Genomic DNA, 20,132 nt, shown 5'->3' on the forward strand with positions numbered 1-20,132 from the left:
GGTGTGTTCTGTTAGCCGCCTGCCGCAGGGGGTGAGGCTAACGCGCGGAACCACTGCGTCAGCATGCTAGAGCCTTGCTGATGGCTAAGACCTTTCAAGGCCACCCTTAGCGGTGGTCCTTGCCACTAAGGACCGGTGACCTGCGGCATTTGTCCTAGGAGATGCAACCATGCATATTCTCGATTCTGTTGACGCAGCCTCGCTGCGTAACGATGTTCCAGAGTTCGGCCCAGGCGACACCTTGAATGTTCACGTGAACATCATCGAAGGTAAGAACTCCCGCGTCCAGGTTTTCAAGGGCTACGTCCTTGGCCGCCAGGGCCGTGGTGTCGGTGAGACCTTCACCGTTCGCAAGGTGTCCTTTGGTGTAGGCATCGAACGTACCTTCCCAGTTCACTCCCCGATCATCGAAAAGATCGAGCTAGTGTCCAAGGGTGACGTGCGCCGCGCCAAGCTGTACTACATGCGCGATCGCCATGGTAAGGCAGCACGCATCCGCGAGAAGCGCGACTTCGGTTCAAAGAAGTAGTCCGTATTCACTCATGAATCGGATTGCCCGCACCGAGCGAGCATCCACAAAGCGCCGGACCTGGTATTGGGTCTGGCGCTTTGTTTTTGCCGCAATTATCCTCGGCTTCCTCGCCACCTTACTGATTCGGGCGACCGTGGTGGATCTCTATCGCATTGAATCGGTTTCCATGCAGCCCACGCTGAATCCGGGTCAGTCGATTATGGTTGACCGTCGCGCCTATCAGGATTCCGAACCACAACGCTCCGACGTTGTGGTCTTTGATGGTCGCGGCTCGTTCCTGCCCTACGAGCGTCAGTCCGTGGGTGATTCCATCTCGCGTGCCTTGCGCTTGAGCGGTGCTCAGAGTACCTACGTCAAACGTGTCATAGCTGTTGCTGGGGACACCCTAGAGTGCTGCGATAGCAGCGGACGACTGCTCCTGAATGGGGAGCCGCTGGATGAGCCATACCTCATGGCTGGTGATGACCCCAGCTTGATCGAATTCGAAGTCGAAGTACCCGCCGGCCGAATCTGGGTGATGGGCGACCATCGGTCACAATCGGAGGACTCGCGCTCGTTGCTCGGGGCTAGCGGCGGCGGGATGATCTCCCTCGAACGGGTCGAAGGCCGGGTGCAAGAAATTATCTGGCCGATGGATGAAAGGTCCGCTGTTCGCTAGAAAATCGCGACACGGAGGGAAATCTTGAAGAAATTTTTGTGATCCCGGGGGACAAATCTGCTTCTTATCCAGTGAGAATGGTGCAATCTTCAATTAGGTGCTTCGATCACGGTTAGTTCACCGATTCGACATTGACGATTCAATGGCTGACTTGGGGATAATAACCAACCGTGGATAGCTAACCGAACAGATGCTTGCGTTTGCATGTAAAAACTTGGAACTTCCTTAATGTTGGCCTTGAGTAACCCTGTGTTTTTGTTTGGCAGAGCTGTGCGTAGCTACTTGAAACTGAATATCTCCTATAGATATTGTTTCAATTTGGTAACACATCTATGCCCAGTGGGATGGCGGATTACGGTCCGGCATCCATCGGGCTTCGCACCAAATAATTGGGAGAAGCATTAATGCCTAATCCGAAGAAAAAGATTGCGCAGCGTGGTGCTGTCGTTGTCGCCTCCACCGCACTGGTGTTTGGCGGCAGCGTTCTGGCCTACCCCGCTTTCGCATCGCAGGCGCCAGAAGCGCCGGTTGATGCAGCGACTCCTGCGCCTTCGCAGGAAGTCGGTGTTGACACCACTGGTCTGGCTGAGGCTATCGAGCGTGACCTCGGTAAGTCTCCAGAGCAGTACCTGAAGGATTCCGAGCTCAACGTCGTCGCGACCGAGCTGAAGAAGCAGCTTCAGGATGCTGAAATTGACCACAACGTCGTCATCGAAGATGGAGTCGTTCTGGTACAGGTTGGCGAAGCTAACCTTGCAGCTGTCGAGAAGATCGTAGCCGCCGTGAATGGCGACTCCGAAGAAGCTCCAGCTACCGCCGAAGCTACTGATGCTGCAACTGAAGCACCAGAGAGTGAAGAGGCAGAAGTAACCGAGGAAGCGCAGGCCCCGGAAGAGGCTGAGGCCACCGAGGAAACCGTCGAAGCAGACGAAGCTGAGATCGAGGTGCAGGCCCTGCCAGAGGGCGAGCCAGCCGTCGTTTCTAGCGTCCACGACGTGCTTGACGAACTCGAAGAGCAGATTGACCCTAGGGAAGTAACCCGCCTGACGTCGATCACTAAGAACGCCAAGGGCGAGATCGTCATCACCGCTGGTGGTCCGGAGAAGGTCGTTGACTCCAAGACTTCCAAGAGCGCCTCGGCCTCGGACGAAGAAGGTCTGACCCTCGAAGAATTCGATGAGGTCGTTGAGGGCGTCAAGCTTGTCACCGAAACTAAGGGTGGCCCAGAGAAGCCTGCCGCGATTGAAGACATCTACGGCGGTATGGGTTACGCATCCACCCCCGATGGTGACTTCACTGGTTCCATCGGAATTTGCTCGATTGGTTTCACCGCCTGGGCTCCGAACGGTGATGACGCATTGGTCACCGCCGGTCACTGCTCGACCGACGGTCTGAACCCACACACCGCAGTGCTCGAGCACAGCGCACCAGATCAGTTCACTTCCATCAGCAACCTGCTGGGCACCTTCGGGTTCAACCAGTTCGGCTTGCCAGGAAATGCCGGGTACGAGGGCACCGATCCTAACTGGGAGAGCTGGGAAGATGGCACCGACATTGCCATCATCGAAGACATCAACCCCGACCTGAACCTGCACCCTGGGGTAACCCAGTGGCCAGCCGGTGAGGACGTGCGTGACCAGACCCTGAACATCACCAACGCTGGTGCCGCCACCGTTGGCGCAGAGGCCTGCAACTCGGGCCGCACCACCGGCTGGCGTTGCGCTCCGATCACCGGTGAAGGCGTCTTCTACGTGATTGGCTTTGACTCCGCTGGCGAGCCAGATATGAATAACATCCGTACCGTTTGGGGTTACACCTCCGAGCTGCCTGATGGCGACCCCATCCTGTTGCCAGGTGACTCCGGCGGTGCCGTAGTCGTGGGTAACCGTGCAGTGGGCGTGAACAGCGCCTACGGTGACGAAGGTCGCCGCGCACAGTACACCGGTTTGGCCGATGCCATGAGCAAGACCGTGGTCGGTGACTACGAGATCAAGTTCTTCGTCAACGCTCCGACCGTGAGCGCTCCAGCTAACGGTAGCGAAATCGAGCCAGGTACCACCATCAGTGGTTCCGTCTCGAACGCTCCAAGCGACGCAGAGGTTGAGGTCATTGTCGACGGCGAAGTCATCACCACCGCAACCGTTGACGGCAGCGGAAACTTCTCGTTCAACGCTCCAGAGACCGAAGGTGAATTCGCCTTCCAGCTGAAGACCACTTCGGGTAACTGGAACGAATCGGAACTGACTTCGGGCAACTACACCATCGTTGCTGCCGAGCCAACCGAGGAGCCAACTCCGACTCCAACTGAGGAGCCGACCCCGACTCCGACTGAGGAGCCGACTCCGACTCCGACTGAGGAGCCGACTCCGACTCCGACTGAGGAGCCGACTCCGACTCCGACTGAGGAGCCGACTCCGACTCCGACTGAGGAGCCGACTCCGACTCCGACTGAGGAGCCGACTCCGACTCCGACTGAGGAGCCAACTCCGACTCCAACCGAGGAGCCGACTCCGACTCCGACTGAGGAGCCAACTCCGACTCCAACCGAGGAGCCGACTCCGACTCCGACTGAGGAGCCAACCGAGGAGCCAACCGAGGAGCCAACTGCTACTCCAACCGAGTCGCAGGAGCCTACCAAGAGCCCTGAGGAAAGCAAGTCCCCAGAAGCAACCCAGTCGCCTAAGCAGGACGATGACGAGGATCCGCTGGTCAACACCGGTTCCGCAGTCACCCCAGTACTGGCAGTTGCCGGTGCACTGGGCTTGGGTGGCGCGCTGCTGCTGATGCTGCGTCGCTCCAACCGTCGCCACGGCTAATCCCCGCCGCGACAGTTGATACCTGGCTCAGGTAGAAACTCAAAAGAAAAGCCCCGGTACTTACCGGGGCTTTTCTCATTCAATACACATGTGCTTCTCGGAAGTCTCTGCGGCAACCAGCATAGGCTGGTTGACAAGGAACTAATCCGAATTCAAGAAGAAGTGAGAGACCGGATGAAGAAACGACAGCTAACTCAAATCCTTGGCGGTGCTGCCATCGCTGCACTAGCCCTATCTGCCTGCGGTAGCACGACCGGACAGACTCCCACTCAAAACCAACCCACTCAGGAACAAACTCAGCCAGCGGAGGAAAACGTGGATCAGGAAGCCTTGCTGAAGATCCAGGATCAGCTATCAGCTTCGCTGGGGACCAGCTTCGTACAGGGCTGGATCCAAGACGGCAAGATGCACATCGCCACCACCGATCAAGCCACAACCCAAGAAATTGAGTCGGCTGGAGCAGTGCCCGTGGTCGTTGACTTCAATGCCCAGCAACTGCGTGAAGGCATTGTGCAGATTATGAACTGGCAAGCTCAACAGCCCGATCCGATCCGGACCGCGATTCATGGTTATGAGCTCAACGGGATGGAAGGCGGTCTGACCCTCCGCGTTGATCCAGGTCATATCGAGGAGCTGAAGCAGCTGCTCGATGAGGCCAAACCGGCGGGGGAGATCCCATTGAACTTCGCTCCAAGCAGCGGAATTTCCACCCCAGCAGCCGGCTAATCAGCGGTGCAGGCTAACAACAGCCGGGTTGTGTCAGAGCTCTTCAGACTCTGCACAACCCGGCTGTGTGACTTTGTGAGGGCCGTGCTTGAGCCCTCGTGGCTGAGAAGCTAGACAGTCACACCAGTCCTGTCAGAATGGAAGCGTGCCGCCAACTGCTGCCGGTTCTTGGTTCCGGTACGCCGGTACAACTTGGTCAGTCGCGCTTCGACGGCACTGACCGAGATATACAGCCGCTTGGCAATGGCCTTATTGGTCATCCCTTCCTGGATCATCTGCACCACTTCGATTTCCTCGCGAGTGAAGTCCATGTCCTGACTAGGCGAAGGCTGTTTACCTCGCGAAGCTAAGGAATTTTCGACATTGATGACCCACGCCTTGGCACCCAATGAGCGATAGAGCGAACGCGCAGCGATCAAATGTTCCCGGGCCGCTTCGGGCTGACCGAGCTCCTGCAACCGGTTACCTAGAGCATGGCGCACCCGAGCCAGCTCAAAGCTGCTATCCGAAGGGGTCCATGTAAGCGGACATGAAAAACTGCCCATAGGTGGCCAAATAAATGCCCACACACGGACAACAAAACTGCCCGCTGACGGACAGCAGAATTACCCGCTCATGGCCAGCACTCTTTGCCCACTGATTTCATAACCAACCTTGTTCTCACCCTGATGCCACCTCGGCGAGGGAAGAGAGCGGGGCTCCTTTCCATCGGGTTTGATGAAAAGTACCAACAACTCATCAACCCATGGTTCTGAAAGGAGCCCCTCTATGAAGTCTGACGGAGAAATCATGGAAATTCTTGCAGCGTACGACCGAACCGGTTCGTTTCGCGCAGCCGCCGAACTTGCCGGCTGCTCACACCACACCGTTGCTAAGCACGTCAAAGCCCGTAATTCAGGCGCTCCGATTCCTGGGATGAAACCCCGCACAAAAATCACCGATGAGTACCGGGTAATAATTGAGCAGCTCATTGGTGAGTCTTCGGGCCTGATCCGTGCCGATAAAGTCCACGAAAAACTCATCAGCATGGGCTACACCGGTTCTGAACGTTCCACCCGCCGATCGGTGGCCGAGCTGAAGCGTTCCTATCGGCTAGGCAATCAGCGCAATCATCTGCCGTGGGTGACCGAGCCAGGGTTGTGGCTTCAGTACGATTTCGGTGATGGGCCAGTGGTGAACGGCGTGAAAACCGTGCTGTTCGTCGCCTGGTTGGCTTGGTCTCGCTTCCGGGTTGTGCTCGCGTTGCCTGACCGGCAGGGGCCTACCGTGTTCGCCGCTTTGGACCGCACCTTCCGGCTGTTGGGTGGTGCGCCGACGTATGTGTTGACCGATAACGAGAAAACCGTGACGGTGATGCATGTAGCCGGTATCCCGGTGCGTAACAGGTCGGCGGTGACGTTCGCCCGCTACTACTCGGTGAGCGTATTGACCTGTGAACCACGAGATCCAGCAACGAAGGGCGGAGTGGAGAACGCGGTGAAAATCGCGAAGGCGGATCTCGTACCCACAGAGACGAACTTGCGCCCCGCTTACAACTCTTTTGAAGAGCTTGAGGAGGCTTGCGACCAGTTCATGGCGCAGGTGAATCAGAAGAAACACCGGTCCACTGGGCAAGCACCGATGGACCTGCTCACCGCTACAGAGCAGGGTGCGCTGCACCGGATCCCGGATGAGCCGTTCACCCTCGCGCTGGGCGAAAGCCGTAAGGTGCCGATGAACACTTCCATGATCAGTTATGAGAACGCACGCTACTCAGTGCCCGGACGGTTGCTCGGTGAAACGGTGTGGGTGCGCACCGTGGGAGTCGGTTTACAAGCCACCGTGGTCATTGTTCATCAAGGTGTTGACGGGCCAGAACAGGTGGCCTCGCACTTGAAGCTGGGCCCGGGGATGGTGGCGGTGAAATCCGAGCATTTCTCCGGGAATCAAGAGCAGAAGATTCCGGGAGTGAAAGAGCCTAAGCCCCGTACCCAGGCAGAACGAGATTTCTGCGCCATCGGTGCCGGAGCCACCACCTGGCTGTGTGAAGCGGCCGCGGTAGGCACGGACCGGATCTTGGTGAAAATGGCTGAAGCGGTCAGCCTTGCCAAGTTACATGGCACTGCTGCGGTGGACCGGGCCCTCGGGTTAGCTGCGACGCATCATCGGTTCGGTTATGAAGACTTACGCTCCATCTTGGCCTGTGAAGTCGTTGGCAATCAGCCCGTGAAGCATCAGGGTAGTGAGCAGAGTTCCTTGACGCAAGGAACCAGATCATGGGCCGATTTCGGGGCCACTGAACCGACAGGAGAACAGTAGAAATGGTGATCAGCATCAATTCCGCACCACCGCTTCCAGAAGACCTCGAAGCCCAGTTCCGTGCCCTAAGGATGCCACACGCCCGCCTCGCGGCCCCCGAACTACTCGCCACGGCAAAGTCCCAGCGGTGGGAACCGGCCGAGGTGCTGCGGGCCTTACTTCAGGAGGAAACAACCGGCCGTTCCCGGTCGGTGATCGCTAGCAGGCGCAAAGCCGCAGGGTTTCCCACTGGGAAAACGTTCGATACATGGGATCCAACGCTTTCAACCATCCCGGTTGCGACGCAGCAGGCCTTACGAACTTTGGAATGGGTTCAGCGTGCGGAAAACCTTGTGCTGGCAGGCCCTTCTGGCACTGGTAAAACGTTCTTCCTCGAAGCGTTGGGGCAGCACGCGGTGGATGAAGGGCTGAAAGTTGCGTGGTTTACCCTTGAACGCCTTGCCGGGATCGTGCGCTCACACCGGGTCGACGCGTCAGTGAGCAAAGCCGTGGACAAGATTCTGCGTTCTGACCTGGTCATTATTGATGATATTGGGTTGTTACCGGTGCCTGAAGACGCTGCTGAAGCGCTTTACCGGGTGGTTGATGCCGCGTATGAGAAGAGCTCGGTAGCGATTTCCTCGAACTTGCACCCCGCGGGGTTTGACGAGTTGATGCCAAAGACTCTTGCTACCGCGACAGTGGACAGGTTGCTACACCATGCCCATATTTGCCAGACCAGTGGTGACTCGGTCCGACTGACTCAGGCGCTGGCCGGGGCGGGGGTGAGCGCGTTGCACTAGGACGAGTTCCCGGGGTGGACTGCTGTTGGTCACCGCCAGGCTGGAAATTACTTTCACAGTGGGCAGTGGTGGTGGCCGTCAGCGGGCAGTTTTGTTGGCCAATGGTGGGCATTTTTCGTGGCCGCCCGTGGGCAGAAACCAATGTCCCTTGACAGTCCATTGCGCAAGCAGTGCCTGAAAGCGGGCAATGGAGTCCGAACCCTGTAGGACCAATGCCTGCGCCAGCCGGATGGTGAGTTTGGCGCGCCGCCCCGGCACCATACTCATCTGCTGATACCGGGCGTGGTATTCGACCGCGGCCTGCTGGGTGCGTCCCAAGAGCAACAACGCCTCGATCAGATGCGTGGTCGCCAAGACATAACGAATATCGGCTTCATCGCCATACGCCTGCAAACTATCTCGATAGGCCTGCAGTGCCCGCTGGGGCTGGGAAAGCATGAGCGCATTGTCTCCGGCCAACATGGAGATTCGTCCCAAGAGTTTGGGGCTCAGCTCCCCGATGACCCGTGGTTGCATGCTCTCGAAAAAAGCATCGGCCATGTCCTGCCGGTTCTTCGTCATCCAATACCACGCTTGGATGAGCTGCGGCAGCGGTTCGAGCAATGCCGGAGTCTGCGCCGAGACCCAGCGTTCCACCAGAGTCATGGCCCGAGGGAGATTTTCGTTTTGGATGGCATTAGCGGCCGAGAGTAAGAGGATGACCTGTTGCGACAAGCGGGTTGGCTCGGCCCCCGAAGGGCTTAAGCGTGCCAAGATTTCCCGTGCCTCATGGTGATAACCGATATTTAGCAGACCGATCACCAACGCTTGGCGAATTTCCACCCCGGCCTGATCCTGAGCGGCGGTCAGCATCTCCTGGTAGGCCTTCAGCAGCTGACCGTAGTCCATCTCCAAAGACGCGAGGATCAACTGAGCCTGCGTCAACAGCCCACTGTCCTGCTCATCAGCTCCCTCCAGCAAGCTGGCGGCCGCGCTCACCGAGGCGCGTGCCGCGTGCGCGTCTTCGCGGATTGCGTGCGCCAAAGCTTCAGCGGACAACAACTGCCCACAGGCCACCGGGTACTGGGCTTGGTGGGTCCGAACGAGACTATGCGTATCAATCAACGGTGCGGTATGTCCGGTCACTGCGGCAATCCGAACTCGCAGCGTGGCAATCGCTAACTCGGTGCGGGCCACCGGTGCCAGATGCTCGGCAAAATTCAAGTAGCGCTGGGCCGCTTCCAATGCCGCGGCATCGAGAAGATCGTGGGCCAGACCAGTCAACAGCTCCGGCAAGTGGGTGTCAAGCATTCGCAGGTTCAACGCACGTTCAATGAGTTCCAGAGCAGCGCTGACATCCCCTCGGTTCACCAGCTGCCGACCATGGGCGATCAGTTCAACCGCCGAGACCTCGGCATCGTCCGCAAAGCTTTGATGAAATAGTTTGAGAGCCAGATCGCTGGAGCTACGCTCCAAATACTGGTGCAATCCACGGCGTTCTTCGGTGCTCAGTGACCAATACACCGCGGAACGGATAGCCGGATCACGGAACTCCAAGTGTTCTTCCACCGGTTCCAATAGCCCCCGATAGACCAGTTCATTAATGCTGTCGGTCCAGATATTTGCCCCGGCTAGTGCCTGCAAGTCGGGCCGTGGACCCATAGCAGCCAAACGCAGCAAGCGCAGCTCGTGGTCGCTAAGCCCAGCCAGTTTGCTGGGCAGAATCGACCGGTAATCCTCGGTGGGCTGCAACGGCAGGCACAAGGGCCCCTGTCCATTGCGTTGGCGAGCACTGAGCAGCTCTAGCTGCTCAAAGATCCGGCCGGGAATCCCATGGGAGTGATCGGTGACCATTCTCAAGACCGAGCGATCTGCCCTAGGACCTGCATGTTCGGCCGACAGATTCAAAGCTTCGGCTTCGGTCAACTCGGGCAAATGAAGTTGGCTCAAGGCCGATAACTCGGCTGGGACGGGGGACAAAGACAAACTACCGACGAATCGGGTGCGCATGCGCTGCAACTTGGTGGCCAAAAAGCTGATCACCTTGAGACTTGCCGGGTCCATCAGATCGATATCATCGAGCAACACTACGGTGCCCGGAGCTAAACGCTCGGGTAATACCTGCTGCAAGTAACGTGCGACCGCATAACTGTCGACTTCGTCTACTGGCCTGGCCGGTAAGAACTCTTCCAAATCGATGGGGGAGCTCAGCGGCACATTCGCGAGCAACATCAGTAATCCGGACAGCGGCCAGTTGGACTCCAGCGCGCTGGTGCGCAGATAGCTGTGCGGTTGGTTGCCTAAACGTTGCGAAAGCTGATCTAGCATCCATGACTTGCCCGAGCCGGGAGCGCCACACAGTAAGACGGCGGCATCCCGTGGCCCACTGATTTTCCCCAGTAGCGTGGTTAGTAGATTTTTCCGGCTACGCAAGGCGCATCACCAACATCTGGGCAACAGCACCTGCCCCGCCTAGGCTAGGCCTGTTCCGTACCAGTCCCATGGACCCAGCAGTCACTTTTCCCCCAAAAAATCCAATTGTCGATAGGCGTTGCCGCGGCGATGACCCCCCAGTACATCGCTCCACCCTTCTGACGAGAACAGAAAATTAACCCCGCTCTCGGCAAAAGAGATGTTAATCAACAAGTATAGACAAATAAGACCGTACCGGCGGGCGCATCCTCACACCAGATGACTCTCAAGGTCACACAAGTGACGGAATCTTGGAGTCAGAATGAGCTGTCTTCGAGGCGCAATTGAAGGTATACGAACTAAATTATGAACCCCGGTTTGGTGCTGGGGCTGTTGGGGATAACCCCAACTTAACCCCGAGATGCTTGGCAAAACCGGGAAGAACGCGAGAGTCTAAAAGTGCCGGATCGCCAAGGTGGGTCCGTGCCGCCCAGACGCCAGTTCTCGGCGGCTCAAGGCAACGGTGTGACAGTGGCAAGTAATTTCTGGGGGGAAACTTGCTCGTGGATCCCGCAACACTGCGGGATCCGCGTCGCACCTAGGTGGAGTTGGCGGTGGCGGATCGCGCAGTTCGGTAAATTATCGAATTTTGGGGGACTTCGCGAATGGTTCGTGACGATGGGGATCTGTCACGAACCTTCCGCCACCACCGCAAATGGGCTAACGAACCCGCTATGGATCACTCGTGGCGTGGCGCCATCGGCGCGCATTCATGGGCTATCGTAAAGTGCACGCACAAAGTACGGCACTAAGGGGATACGTGAGCACCGAATCCGGTGAAACCTATGGCCAGCAACGGCATCTGCTCTCGAAGATGTGGCGGGTGCTGCGTGAGATTCTCATTGTTCTGATCATCGCCGTTGGCTTATCCCTGCTGATCAAAACATTCTTCTTCCGGGCCTACTACATTCCCTCCGGTTCCATGGAACAGACCTTACAGATCGATGACCGGATCTTCGCAAATCTTATGGTGCCTGGCCCCTTTGATTTGCAGCGTGGCGACGTGGTGGTCTTCCGCGACGACGACGCTTGGCTGCCGCCCATCGCCGTAGAACAAAATGGCGTTCAAAAAGCCCTCAGCTTTATCGGCCTGCTGCCCGAACAGGATGAGCAGTATCTGGTCAAACGCATCATTGGGATGCCCGGTGATGTGGTGGAATGCTGCGGTAGCGACGGAAAGCTGACCGTCAACGGGACGGCTATTGACGAACCATATGTGTTCCCGGGTGATGCGCCCAGCGACATCGCCTTCTCGGTCACCGTGCCGGAAGATCATCTATGGGTCCTCGGCGATCATCGCGCGGCCAGCGCAGATTCGCGCTACCACATGGACCGCAATGGGGGGTTCGTGAACATCGCCACCGTGCAGGGTAAGGCGCAGGTGATCTCTTGGCCAATGAACCGCTGGGGTGTGGTCGATGCACATAACGAAGTTTTTGACGCGGTGCCCTCGCCAGCCAGCAACTAACAGCCTGTGTAGCTCTCAAAGGAATCTGCTCCGTGCCACGCAAAACCGAAGGAACTCCCACCACACTCACCCATGAGCGTGCCTTAGCCGTCAGTACCCGCACGCGCTACATTGGGGCGGTGGACGAGGTTGGGCGAGGTTCCCTTGCCGGTCCAGTCAGTGTGGGGATGGTGGTCATTGACGTGGATGCGGTGCACGAATTTCCGCAGCTACGCGATTCCAAGTTACTCTCCGCCCCGGTGCGGGAGAGCCTGGTTGCAGAGATCCAGCGCTGGGCCGTTGGCTATGGTGTCGGACATGCCGCCCCGGCTGAAATTGATGAGTTGGGGATGACCGCAGCTCTAAGGTTGGCTGGTACCCGTGCCGCACACATGTGCTCCATTGCGCCGCAAGCCGCGTTGGTGGATGGTAGCTACGACTGGCTTTCGGCTAAGGAACCAGACCTCTTCGATCTGCTCGAAGACCAGGGCGAACGCACCGGCCTGAGCATCCCGACACGTACCGTGATCAAGGGGGACATGACCTGCCAAGCGATCGCCGCAGCATCAATTCTCGCCAAAGTTGAACGCGACGAGATCATGTTGCGCGCGTCGGAGCAATACCCCAGCTATGGTTGGCAGATCAATAAGGGCTATGCCACCGCAACACACCGGCAGGCTATCGCAGAACACGGGCCCAGTGAATTCCACCGGTTGAGCTGGCGCTTGACTTCGGGTACCGAGAAGGATGAGAGTGAGTCCACAAGAGGGGAGGAAATCTAATGGGCGCAGAAGATCTGGAGAACTACGAATCAAATCTTGAACTCAAGCTTTACCGCGAGTACAAGGATGTTGTTTCACTATTCAATTACGTCGTGGAAACCGAGCGTCGCTTTTATCTGGCGAACCAGGTTGAGCTGAAGACCCTCTCCAATGCCGGTGAAGTCTATTTTGAACTGAACCTGACCGATGCGTGGGTCTGGGATATTTACCGCCAAGGACGTTTTGTGAAATCCGTGAAAGTCTTAACTTTCAAGGACGTGAATATTGAGGAGCTGAACCGCAGCGAGTTGCAGATCCCTAAGGATGGGATCAGCGGCTAGCTAAGCCTCCGATGGAGATCACATACTGTGGCTCGATTCCCTCTATCCGGGGGAGTCGAGCCACAGTTTTTGAATCATCCGATTCGACCGAGCTGCGCATGGTAGAGCTTCTTCAGCAGGCCCCGTCGCCCGGTCACGACCCGCGATCTGCTTCGCAGCTGCTCACCATACGGTGATTTTCGTTTTTGTCCACAACCCGTACGCCCGCCGCGGCATTCCGGTTGTTGCCGCCCGATACTGACGGCGTAACAACGGACTTTTTCGGTGGTGGGTGATGACACAACATAATCAGCGGTTGGGACGGGTCGGTGAAAGGGTGGCCGCAGAGTATTTAGCGAGCATCGGGCACCAAATCATTGCCCGTAATTGGCGTACAACCTTCGGCGAATTAGACCTGATTTCCCTGGACGCCGGTGAGCTAATTGCTATCGAGGTCAAAACCCGCAGTAGCGACAAGTTCGGTACGGCATTCGAGGCCATCCACCCCGAGAAGTTCCGCCGTATTCAGCGCCTGGCGCAGCGTTGGGCCCAGGAAAACCACTGGCAGTACCAGGACATCAGAGTGGACGTGTTGTGCATTTACCGGTGTGATCAGCGGTGGCGCATCGAGCATCATCAGCGGGTGACATCATGACCCTAGCGCGTACCCGCTGCGTCGGACTGGATGGGCTCAACGGTTCAATGGTCGACGTGGAAGCCGACTTGGGAAACGGGATCCCCGGGTTCATCATTCTTGGCTTACCCGATGCTGCACTGCGTGAAGCCCGTGAACGGATTAAGTCGGCGGCCCGAAATAGCGGTATTCCCGTGGCTAACCGCAAACTTACCGTCAACCTGTCCCCGGCCTCGCTGCATAAACGCGGGTCGAGTTTTGACCTTGCCATTGTTTTAGCGGTGCTCGGCGCCGACCAGCAGATTCGGGCCTGCCCCCGCACCGTGTACCTCGCCGAATTAGGGTTGGACGGCAGATTGCGTCCGATCCGCGGGATTCTTCCCGCCATCCTCGTCGCCATGCGCTCGGGGGCACGAAAGTTCGTGGTGAGCCCAGAGAACGCGGACGAAGCCCGTTTGGTTCCCGGTGCGGAGATTCAGGTGGCAACGCATCTGTGCGAGATACTCGAATTCTTTGGCGCTGACCCGCAACGGTTACGCAAGCTCGTGGCGCATCGAGACAACAGCCCAGCGAAGCCACAAACACCGGCCCAAGTACCAGATCTTGCCGAGGTGAGCGGGCAGCACGAAGCGCGGTGGGCCCTGGAAGTCGCGGCGGTCGGGGGCCATCATCTGTTGATGACCGGACCGCCGGGCGCCGGCAAAACTATGCTGGCCCGATGCTTGCCAGGCATCCTGCCACCATTGGATGAAGCACAAGCCATAGAAGCCACCGCCATTCAATCGCTGGTTGTACCCGTTCAGGAACACATCACCGGGCTACGTTATGACCCGCCGTTTATCGCCCCACACCACAGCTCCTCCACCACCGCCCTGCTGGGTGGGGGATCAAATGAAATCAAGCTTGGGGCGATTACCCGGGCGCACCATGGGGTACTGTTCCTCGATGAAGCCGCAGAATTTGCGACCGGGGTACTCGATGCGCTGCGCCAGCCCTTAGAGGATGGCCAGATCATGCTCTCGCGGGCGCGGATCAACACGCGGCTCCCGGCTCGTTTTCAACTACTGTTGGCTACGAATCCGTGCCCCTGCGGTAACAACTATGGCAGCGGCCGATCCTGTAGTTGTACTCCCATGCAGCGCCGGCGCTATTTGCTACGGCTCTCCGGGCCAATTCTTGATCGGGTGGATCTGCAAATCACGGTGGCACCGGTTCCCGCCGAACACATTATGTCGCAAGCGGTCGCCGAAAGTAGCGCCACCGTCAGGTCCCGGGTGATGGCTGCCCGGGAGCGTGCGGCACATCGCTTATCCCGGTGGTCGCTGCACTCGAATGCGCAGATACCCGGCCCGATTCTGCGTCAGGACCTGTCCTATTCCGAGAATTTTATTGCGCAGCTACGAAAGATCGCCCACCGAGCTCAGCTTTCGGCGCGCGGAGTGGACCGGGTTTTGCGCGTGGCCTGGAGTCTTGCCGATATGAATCAGCGTCCAAGCCCCAGCGCTGAAGATCTGGAACTGGCCCTCTATTTGCGACAGAACATCGAAAGGTGAACCCCATGGACGCCGAGATAACCCACACGATGAGTGCAACCTATGCACAGTTGAGTTTTCTGATCGAAGCCAACGATTATGTCGCCGGGGTGCTGATGCGCCGGATCGGCCCCCGGGAGCTGCTGGCACTCATACACCGGGTGGATTGGTATCCGCGGGACCTCAAACACCTAGTGGAAGAGGAACTTGGGGTAGCTAGCTCATCGAGCAGCCGGGTCAGCTTTGAAGCGGCGCTTAGACGCTGGCGACAGCGGCTCCCTTATGCCCCACCTGCGCTGAAACACTTGGATATCATCCGCGAGGTGGGTGGGGGACTGCTGACCCCAGCGGACAAGCTCTGGCCGAAACAGCTTAACGACCTCGGCTACGGTGCACCGCTGTGTCTGTGGTGGCGCAGCAAGGATCCAACGCGTCTAGCGAGCCACGGCATTGAGCGAAATGTCGGCATTGTCGGATCACGTGACAGTAGCGACTACGGCAACCAAATCACCGTCGAGCTCGCTGGAGAACTAGCCCAACGCGGTATTTGTGTGATCAGTGGTGGAGCCTATGGCATCGATGCTGCAGCTCACCGCGCTGCGTTACAGGCCGAGAGGTCAATTACGGACTCAGTGCCCACTATCGGGATTATGGCAGGCGGGCTGGACCGACTCTACCCGGCCGGAAACCACCAGCTACTGCGACAAATCATTGATCAAGGAATCCTACTCTCCGAGGTGCCACCGGGTACCGCCCCAGCCCGATTCCGTTTCCTCAACAGAAACCGGTTAATCGCCGCCTTCTGTCACCTCATCGTCGTGACCGAAGCACGGTTCCGTTCCGGGGCCCTGAACACGGCACGACAAGCAGTCGATCTGGGTCGCGAAGTCGCAGCAGTTCCGGGCAGCGTATTCTCCCCCAATTCAGTGGGTACGCACCGGCTGATTCGTAGTGGCGAAGCCGGGCTGATTACCAACATCGCTGATGCCTTAGAACTCCTCCCGGCGCTACTTCCCGAGGTACCGCAGCAGCTGAGTATTGACCACGAGCGGGCCACCGATGGGCTCAACCCGGAGCAAGCTCTGCTCCTTGACGTGCTTTCCCGCACTCAGGCACTAACCCTCGATGAACTCTGCGCCCGCAGCGGAGTGCCGGTTCCTGTAGCACTGACTGCTCTGCACTATTTGAAGTTGCGCAATCAGGCTAGCGACCTGGGGTCTACGTGGAAACGTGTGGGTAAATAGCGGTTGCGGTGGCCACTCACGGTACATTGAAGAAGATGAATACCAAGTCCGCCGCCTCCCTGCCGCAACCGAATCAAGAACACCGGCAAATCCTGGAAGAATATCTGGGCTATCTGCAGTTTCGGCGCGGTCGCAGCGAGAACACGGTGCGCGCCTACGACGCTGACTTGCGCTCGCTCTTGGGCTATCTGCAAGAGCAGGACATCGCTCAGCTACAGCTCGTGTCACTTGATGAATTACGTGGCTGGCTCGCATCCATGCAATCCCAAGGAGTGAGTCGAACCACGATGGCCCGGAAAATCTCGGCGGCCAAGAACTTTTTTGCCTGGTTAACCCGCAAGAATATGCTGAACGAAGACCCTGCCCTACGTTTGCAAGCCCCCAAGAAAGAACAGCGTTTGCCGCACGTGCTGCAACAGTCCCAAGTCGAACGTTTACTGCAAGAAGTGAAGCAACCACCGGCAAGGTCTACTGCCCAGAGTGAGAAGAAACCAGAATCCGCCACGCCACGAGATGCGGCTCTTGCCATCCGCAACCAAGTTATCGGAGAGATCCTGTACGCCAGCGGGCTACGCATTAGTGAGCTGGTCACACTTGATGTGAGCGATGTTGATTTTGAACGCCGAACCTTGCGAGTGGTCGGTAAGGGTAATAAAGAGCGTATGGTTCCCTTCGGGCGCCCAGCCCAAGGCGCTTTGGAACTGTGGCTGAACGAAGCGCGTCCGGTACTTCAGACCCCAGACAGCGCTCAAGCGCTTCTCTTAGGTTCCCGGGGTGGACGGCTCAACGTGCGTCAGGCTCGTGAAGTGATCGCGCAAGCCTTGCGTCAGTTGGGGGACACCGCGGCAAGTGGGCCGCACGCGCTACGCCATACGGTCGCCACGCATTTGCTTGACGGGGGAGCAGATCTGCGTGCCGTGCAGGAATTCCTAGGCCACTCATCCTTGGCCACCACCCAGCTGTACACCCATGTCTCGGTTGATCGACTGCGCCAAAGTTACCAACAGGCGCACCCGCGAGCCTGAACATTAGCCGAATTATTCGCGATAATCGCCCTTTCGACTGGCTTAAGCGCCCGAAGATCAGGCAAAATAGAAACAGCTCACGTAGCAAGTCGAATCTGTTGTGGTTGACGTAGGGGAAGACGATCAACACGATAACGGAGGATGGCATGTCTGCGTCGATGACCAGGGGAATAGTCTTTATCCACTCGGCCCCTGCTGCGCTATGCCCACATCTGGAATGGGCGATCGGGTCGGTACTTGAACAGCCAGTCAGCCTTGACTGGACCGAACAACTTGCCGCACCCGGACTTCGGCGTGCCGAAATTCAGTGGCGCGCCCCCCAGGGAACCGGCGCGATCCTCGCCTCCGCGATGCGCGGGTGGCAACATCTCCGCTTTGAAATCACCGAAGAACCAAGCCGTGGCTGCGACGGTAGCCGTTGGTCCTTCACCCCAGAGCTCGGCATTTTCCACGCCACCATCGATACCGCCGGAAACATTATGGTCAGCGAGGATCGCATTCGTTGGGCCTATGAGAAGGGCGATGGAAATCCTTCAGTCTTCTATCAAGAAATGTCGATCGCCCTAGGTGAAGCCTGGGATGAAGAGCTCGAACCCTTCAGGCACGCAGGTGATGGTGCGCCTATACGTTGGCTCAACCAGGTGGTTTAGCCAATAGTCACAAAGTCTCCGAGTGAGTTGTCACGAGCCACCCGGATCATTCCCCCACCGTGCGGGGTGTTACCACAGTCAAGAGGCTCCCATCGGGGCCTCTTGACTACGTTAGAGAGCCCGCGACAGATTTTTTGCTAAGGGTGACGAACCACGTCAAAGACCATTTTCTGGATTCCATTGGCGTAGCTCTCGGACTCGACTAGGCGTAACTGCTGGACCGGCAGGGCGCTGTCACTGAACAATCGACGCCCTTCACCCAGCAGCAGCGGGAAGACTAACAAGTGGTATCGGTCGATCAACATGTGTTCCTGTAGGCTATGTACTAGATCCAAACTCCCGTGGACGGTAATGGGTCCACCATCGCCCGCCCGCAACCGTGCCACATCACTAATAGAGCGGAGGATCTTCGTTTCGCCCCAGCGCGGGTGCGTCTCACGCTGTTGCAAGGTGGTGGACACAACATACTTGGGTTGATCGTTGTAGTCGGCGAATTCCTCTTCCATATCGGGCCATACCTCGCTAAAGGCTTGGTAGGACTTCCGCCCGAGCAGCATCGCGGTGGATTCGCACTGCTCGCTGGCCTTGAGCTCATAGGCGGCATCGAGGTGCTCCACCTGATTGAAAGTCCACCCAGCATGACGATAACCGGGTTCACCGCCCGGAGCTTCAGCCACCCCGTCGAGGGAGATGAGTGTTGTCACGATCAAGGTACGCATCATGGGCCTTTCGCAGACTCAGTGGTTGCACCCCAAACTACCGCGAAGCTGGCCGCTTTGAAAGAGCTTGGCCAGAGCCCGCGAAAAAGACTGAGCCCGGGTTTTGCACCGGCTCAGGGCGGCAAAACACGGGCTCAATCCAAGCGGTACTAGAAGCTGCGGATCGCCACCACAGCGTTGTGTCCACCGAAACCGAAGGAGTTATTCAGCGCGACCACCGAACCCTCACGTAGCTTCGCTGGCTCACCGGTCACCACCTTCAATGGGATCAGCGGATCCTGATTGTCCAAGTTGATGGTCACCGGGGCAAGACGATTGTAAATAGCCAAGGTGGTGAGCACCGATTCCACGGCCCCCGAGGCACCCAGCAAGTGACCCATCTGCGACTTGGTAGCCGAAACCCACACATCGTCCAAGGCATCGCCCAGTGCGGCACGCAATGCGGTGTATTCCGGAACGTCACCCACCGGAGTGGAGGTGGCGTGCGCGTTCACATGCACGACATCCTCGGGCTGGATCAGCCCGTCGTACATGGCGGCCTTCAACGCCCGGGTGGCACCTAGACCATCCGGATCTGGGGCGGTGATATGGTGCGCATCCGCGGTGACCGAAGAACCGGCCAGCTCGGCGTAAATCCGTGCCCCACGGGCCAGAGCGTGCTCCTCGGCTTCCAGCACCAAGGCACCGGCACCTTCACCCATGACGAAGCCATCACGGTCCACATCGTAGGGGCGCGAAGCCCGGGCTGGATCATCGTTGCGCTTACTCAACGCCTGCATCGAGGCGAAGGCGGCAATCGGCATCGGGTGGATCGCAGCTTCGGCACCGCCGACCATCACCACATCGGCCTTGCCCGAACGGATCAAATCCAGACCCACATGCATAGCTTCGGTACCCGAGGCGCAAGCCGAAACCGGGGTATGTGCCCCGCCCTTAGCGCCCAGATCCAAGGAGACCGCTGCGGCCGGACCGTTTGGCATCAGCATCGGGACGGTCATTGGCAGGACGCGACGAGGACCCTTTTCCTTCAAGGTGTCCCAAGCGTTCAGCAAAGTCCAGACGCCGCCGATGCCGGTAGCGAAGGCGACCGAGAGTCGATCGGCATCGACCTGCTCGATTCCCGAATCCTTCCACGCCTCACGTGCGGCCACCACAGCGAACTGCGTGGAGGGGTCCATGCGCTTCATTTCCACACGGGACAGGGTTTCACTGGCCGGGTTCGATGCCCGGGCGGCGAAGGTGACCGGTAGCTGGTATTCCTCCACCCAATCGTCGGTCAGTGGGGCTGCCCCGGAGGTACCCTTCAGGGCGTTGGCCCACAGGGTGGGAACATCTCCGCCGATCGGGGTGGTGGCTCCGAGACCGGTGATCACTACTTTGCGCGCCATCGTCTATCTCTCTACTGGGCGGGAATCAAAATCTGAGTCCGTGAAGGTACGCTGACCGCCACGGTGCCTTGCTCGGTGAGCAAGGGCATGGTCCGGCAGGTTGCAACTATGCCGCCGGACCATGCGCACTTAAAAGCGTCGGGTTTGTG

Annotated in this window: 18 protein-coding genes; 14 read left to right on the forward strand and 4 right to left on the reverse strand. The window is 58.2% G+C overall.

All coding sequences use genetic code 11. The annotated features are described in order from the left end of the window. Window positions 1–169: 169 nt before the first annotated feature. The 4 genes from rplS to ACQQZ8_RS07135 all read left to right on the forward strand — a co-directional run bounded on the left by rplS (window position 170) and on the right by ACQQZ8_RS07135 (window position 4,732). Window positions 170–529, forward strand: coding sequence for a 50S ribosomal protein L19 (rplS, locus tag ACQQZ8_RS07120; protein WP_431711967.1), 360 nt, complete (start codon window positions 170–172; stop codon window positions 527–529). A 13-nt stretch (window positions 530–542) separates the two neighbouring features. Then, complete coding sequence (gene lepB / locus ACQQZ8_RS07125) at window positions 543–1,190, forward strand: signal peptidase I (RefSeq protein WP_431711968.1); 648 nt, start codon at window positions 543–545, stop codon at window positions 1,188–1,190. 404 nt (window positions 1,191–1,594) lie between these two features. Beyond that, on the forward strand, window positions 1,595–4,006 hold the full coding sequence (locus tag ACQQZ8_RS07130) for an LPXTG cell wall anchor domain-containing protein (protein ID WP_431711969.1): 2,412 nt from the start codon (window positions 1,595–1,597) through the stop codon (window positions 4,004–4,006). Window positions 4,007–4,180: 174 nt separating this feature from the next. Continuing rightward, window positions 4,181–4,732, forward strand: a complete 552-nt coding sequence (locus ACQQZ8_RS07135; RefSeq protein ID WP_431711970.1) for a hypothetical protein — start codon at window positions 4,181–4,183, stop codon at window positions 4,730–4,732. Window positions 4,733–4,842: 110 nt separating this feature from the next. On the opposite strand, the gene ACQQZ8_RS07140 is transcribed toward ACQQZ8_RS07135, so the two are convergent. Continuing rightward, window positions 4,843–5,214, reverse strand: coding sequence for a helix-turn-helix domain-containing protein (locus tag ACQQZ8_RS07140; protein WP_431711971.1), 372 nt, complete (start codon window positions 5,212–5,214; stop codon window positions 4,843–4,845). A 286-nt stretch (window positions 5,215–5,500) separates the two neighbouring features. Between ACQQZ8_RS07140 and istA the strand changes: the two genes are divergently transcribed. Both istA and istB read left to right on the forward strand, forming a co-directional pair. Continuing rightward, window positions 5,501–7,030: an IS21 family transposase gene (gene istA, locus ACQQZ8_RS07145; protein ID WP_431710132.1), complete on the forward strand. Its 1,530-nt coding sequence runs from the start codon at window positions 5,501–5,503 to the stop codon at window positions 7,028–7,030. A gap of 2 nt (window positions 7,031–7,032) precedes the next feature. Continuing rightward, entirely contained in the window at window positions 7,033–7,812 is a 780-nt protein-coding gene (gene istB, locus ACQQZ8_RS07150; RefSeq protein WP_431710131.1) for an IS21-like element helper ATPase IstB, read from the forward strand. A 78-nt stretch (window positions 7,813–7,890) separates the two neighbouring features. Here the strand turns inward: istB and ACQQZ8_RS07155 are convergent, their stop codons facing one another. Beyond that, window positions 7,891–10,224 carry an AAA family ATPase gene (locus tag ACQQZ8_RS07155; RefSeq protein ID WP_431711972.1) on the reverse strand — a complete coding sequence of 778 codons (2,334 nt, stop codon included), beginning with the start codon at window positions 10,222–10,224 and terminating at the stop codon, window positions 7,891–7,893. A 799-nt stretch (window positions 10,225–11,023) separates the two neighbouring features. On the opposite strand from ACQQZ8_RS07155, the gene lepB (ACQQZ8_RS07160) reads away from it, so the two are divergent. From lepB (ACQQZ8_RS07160) to ACQQZ8_RS07195, 8 genes are all read left to right on the forward strand, one after another. Next, window positions 11,024–11,731 (forward strand): signal peptidase I, encoded by a 708-nt coding sequence (gene lepB, locus ACQQZ8_RS07160; protein WP_431711973.1) that lies wholly within the window; start codon window positions 11,024–11,026, stop codon window positions 11,729–11,731. Between the two features lie 32 nt (window positions 11,732–11,763). Beyond that, complete coding sequence (locus ACQQZ8_RS07165; RefSeq protein WP_431711974.1) at window positions 11,764–12,492, forward strand: ribonuclease HII; 729 nt, start codon at window positions 11,764–11,766, stop codon at window positions 12,490–12,492. Then, the gene (locus tag ACQQZ8_RS07170) at window positions 12,492–12,812 is read left to right on the forward strand and encodes a DUF2469 domain-containing protein (RefSeq protein WP_431711975.1); all 321 of its coding nucleotides are present in this window, start codon (window positions 12,492–12,494) and stop codon (window positions 12,810–12,812) included. The genes ACQQZ8_RS07165 and ACQQZ8_RS07170 overlap by 1 nt, the downstream gene beginning before the upstream one ends. A 274-nt stretch (window positions 12,813–13,086) precedes the next feature. Beyond that, window positions 13,087–13,446, forward strand: coding sequence for a YraN family protein (locus tag ACQQZ8_RS07175; protein WP_431711976.1), 360 nt, complete (start codon window positions 13,087–13,089; stop codon window positions 13,444–13,446). After that, window positions 13,443–14,978 carry a YifB family Mg chelatase-like AAA ATPase gene (locus tag ACQQZ8_RS07180; RefSeq protein WP_431711977.1) on the forward strand — a complete coding sequence of 512 codons (1,536 nt, stop codon included), beginning with the start codon at window positions 13,443–13,445 and terminating at the stop codon, window positions 14,976–14,978. The genes ACQQZ8_RS07175 and ACQQZ8_RS07180 overlap by 4 nt, the downstream gene beginning before the upstream one ends. Window positions 14,979–14,983: 5 nt before the next feature. Then, window positions 14,984–16,201, forward strand: a complete 1,218-nt coding sequence (dprA, locus tag ACQQZ8_RS07185) for a DNA-processing protein DprA (protein ID WP_431711978.1) — start codon at window positions 14,984–14,986, stop codon at window positions 16,199–16,201. A gap of 35 nt (window positions 16,202–16,236) precedes the next feature. After that, window positions 16,237–17,226: a tyrosine recombinase XerC gene (locus ACQQZ8_RS07190; protein WP_431711979.1), complete on the forward strand. Its 990-nt coding sequence runs from the start codon at window positions 16,237–16,239 to the stop codon at window positions 17,224–17,226. A gap of 146 nt (window positions 17,227–17,372) precedes the next feature. Beyond that, window positions 17,373–17,876, forward strand: coding sequence for a DUF3145 domain-containing protein (locus tag ACQQZ8_RS07195; protein WP_431711980.1), 504 nt, complete (start codon window positions 17,373–17,375; stop codon window positions 17,874–17,876). Between the two features lie 137 nt (window positions 17,877–18,013). Here the strand turns inward: ACQQZ8_RS07195 and ACQQZ8_RS07200 are convergent, their stop codons facing one another. Together ACQQZ8_RS07200 and ACQQZ8_RS07205 are read right to left on the reverse strand one after the other, a co-directional pair. Continuing rightward, window positions 18,014–18,598, reverse strand: a complete 585-nt coding sequence (locus tag ACQQZ8_RS07200) for a dihydrofolate reductase family protein (RefSeq protein ID WP_431711981.1) — start codon at window positions 18,596–18,598, stop codon at window positions 18,014–18,016. 146 nt (window positions 18,599–18,744) lie between these two features. After that, window positions 18,745–19,983, reverse strand: coding sequence for a beta-ketoacyl-[acyl-carrier-protein] synthase family protein (locus ACQQZ8_RS07205; protein WP_431711982.1), 1,239 nt, complete (start codon window positions 19,981–19,983; stop codon window positions 18,745–18,747). Window positions 19,984–20,132: the final 149 nt, after the last annotated feature.

Source organism: Glutamicibacter uratoxydans, from assembly GCF_050753455.1.
Taxonomy (GTDB): domain Bacteria; phylum Actinomycetota; class Actinomycetes; order Actinomycetales; family Micrococcaceae; genus Glutamicibacter; species Glutamicibacter uratoxydans_A.

Excerpts from the sequence above, each read along its gene's own strand:
- lepB (WP_431711968.1), top strand. The coding sequence starts at position 543 with ATGAATCGGATTGCCCGCACCGAGCGAGCATCCACAAAGCGCCGGACC.
- ACQQZ8_RS07180 (WP_431711977.1), top strand. The coding sequence starts at position 13,443 with ATGACCCTAGCGCGTACCCGCTGCGTCGGACTGGATGGGCTCAACGGT.
- istA (WP_431710132.1), top strand. The coding sequence starts at position 5,501 with ATGAAGTCTGACGGAGAAATCATGGAAATTCTTGCAGCGTACGACCGA.
- ACQQZ8_RS07130 (WP_431711969.1), top strand. The coding sequence starts at position 1,595 with ATGCCTAATCCGAAGAAAAAGATTGCGCAGCGTGGTGCTGTCGTTGTC.
- ACQQZ8_RS07170 (WP_431711975.1), top strand. The coding sequence starts at position 12,492 with ATGGGCGCAGAAGATCTGGAGAACTACGAATCAAATCTTGAACTCAAG.
- dprA (WP_431711978.1), top strand. The coding sequence starts at position 14,984 with ATGGACGCCGAGATAACCCACACGATGAGTGCAACCTATGCACAGTTG.
- ACQQZ8_RS07200 (WP_431711981.1), bottom strand. The coding sequence starts at position 18,598 with ATGATGCGTACCTTGATCGTGACAACACTCATCTCCCTCGACGGGGTG.
- ACQQZ8_RS07205 (WP_431711982.1), bottom strand. The coding sequence starts at position 19,983 with ATGGCGCGCAAAGTAGTGATCACCGGTCTCGGAGCCACCACCCCGATC.
- istB (WP_431710131.1), top strand. The coding sequence starts at position 7,033 with ATGGTGATCAGCATCAATTCCGCACCACCGCTTCCAGAAGACCTCGAA.
- ACQQZ8_RS07175 (WP_431711976.1), top strand. The coding sequence starts at position 13,087 with ATGACACAACATAATCAGCGGTTGGGACGGGTCGGTGAAAGGGTGGCC.
- rplS (WP_431711967.1), top strand. The coding sequence starts at position 170 with ATGCATATTCTCGATTCTGTTGACGCAGCCTCGCTGCGTAACGATGTT.
- ACQQZ8_RS07135 (WP_431711970.1), top strand. The coding sequence starts at position 4,181 with ATGAAGAAACGACAGCTAACTCAAATCCTTGGCGGTGCTGCCATCGCT.
- ACQQZ8_RS07190 (WP_431711979.1), top strand. The coding sequence starts at position 16,237 with ATGAATACCAAGTCCGCCGCCTCCCTGCCGCAACCGAATCAAGAACAC.
- ACQQZ8_RS07195 (WP_431711980.1), top strand. The coding sequence starts at position 17,373 with ATGTCTGCGTCGATGACCAGGGGAATAGTCTTTATCCACTCGGCCCCT.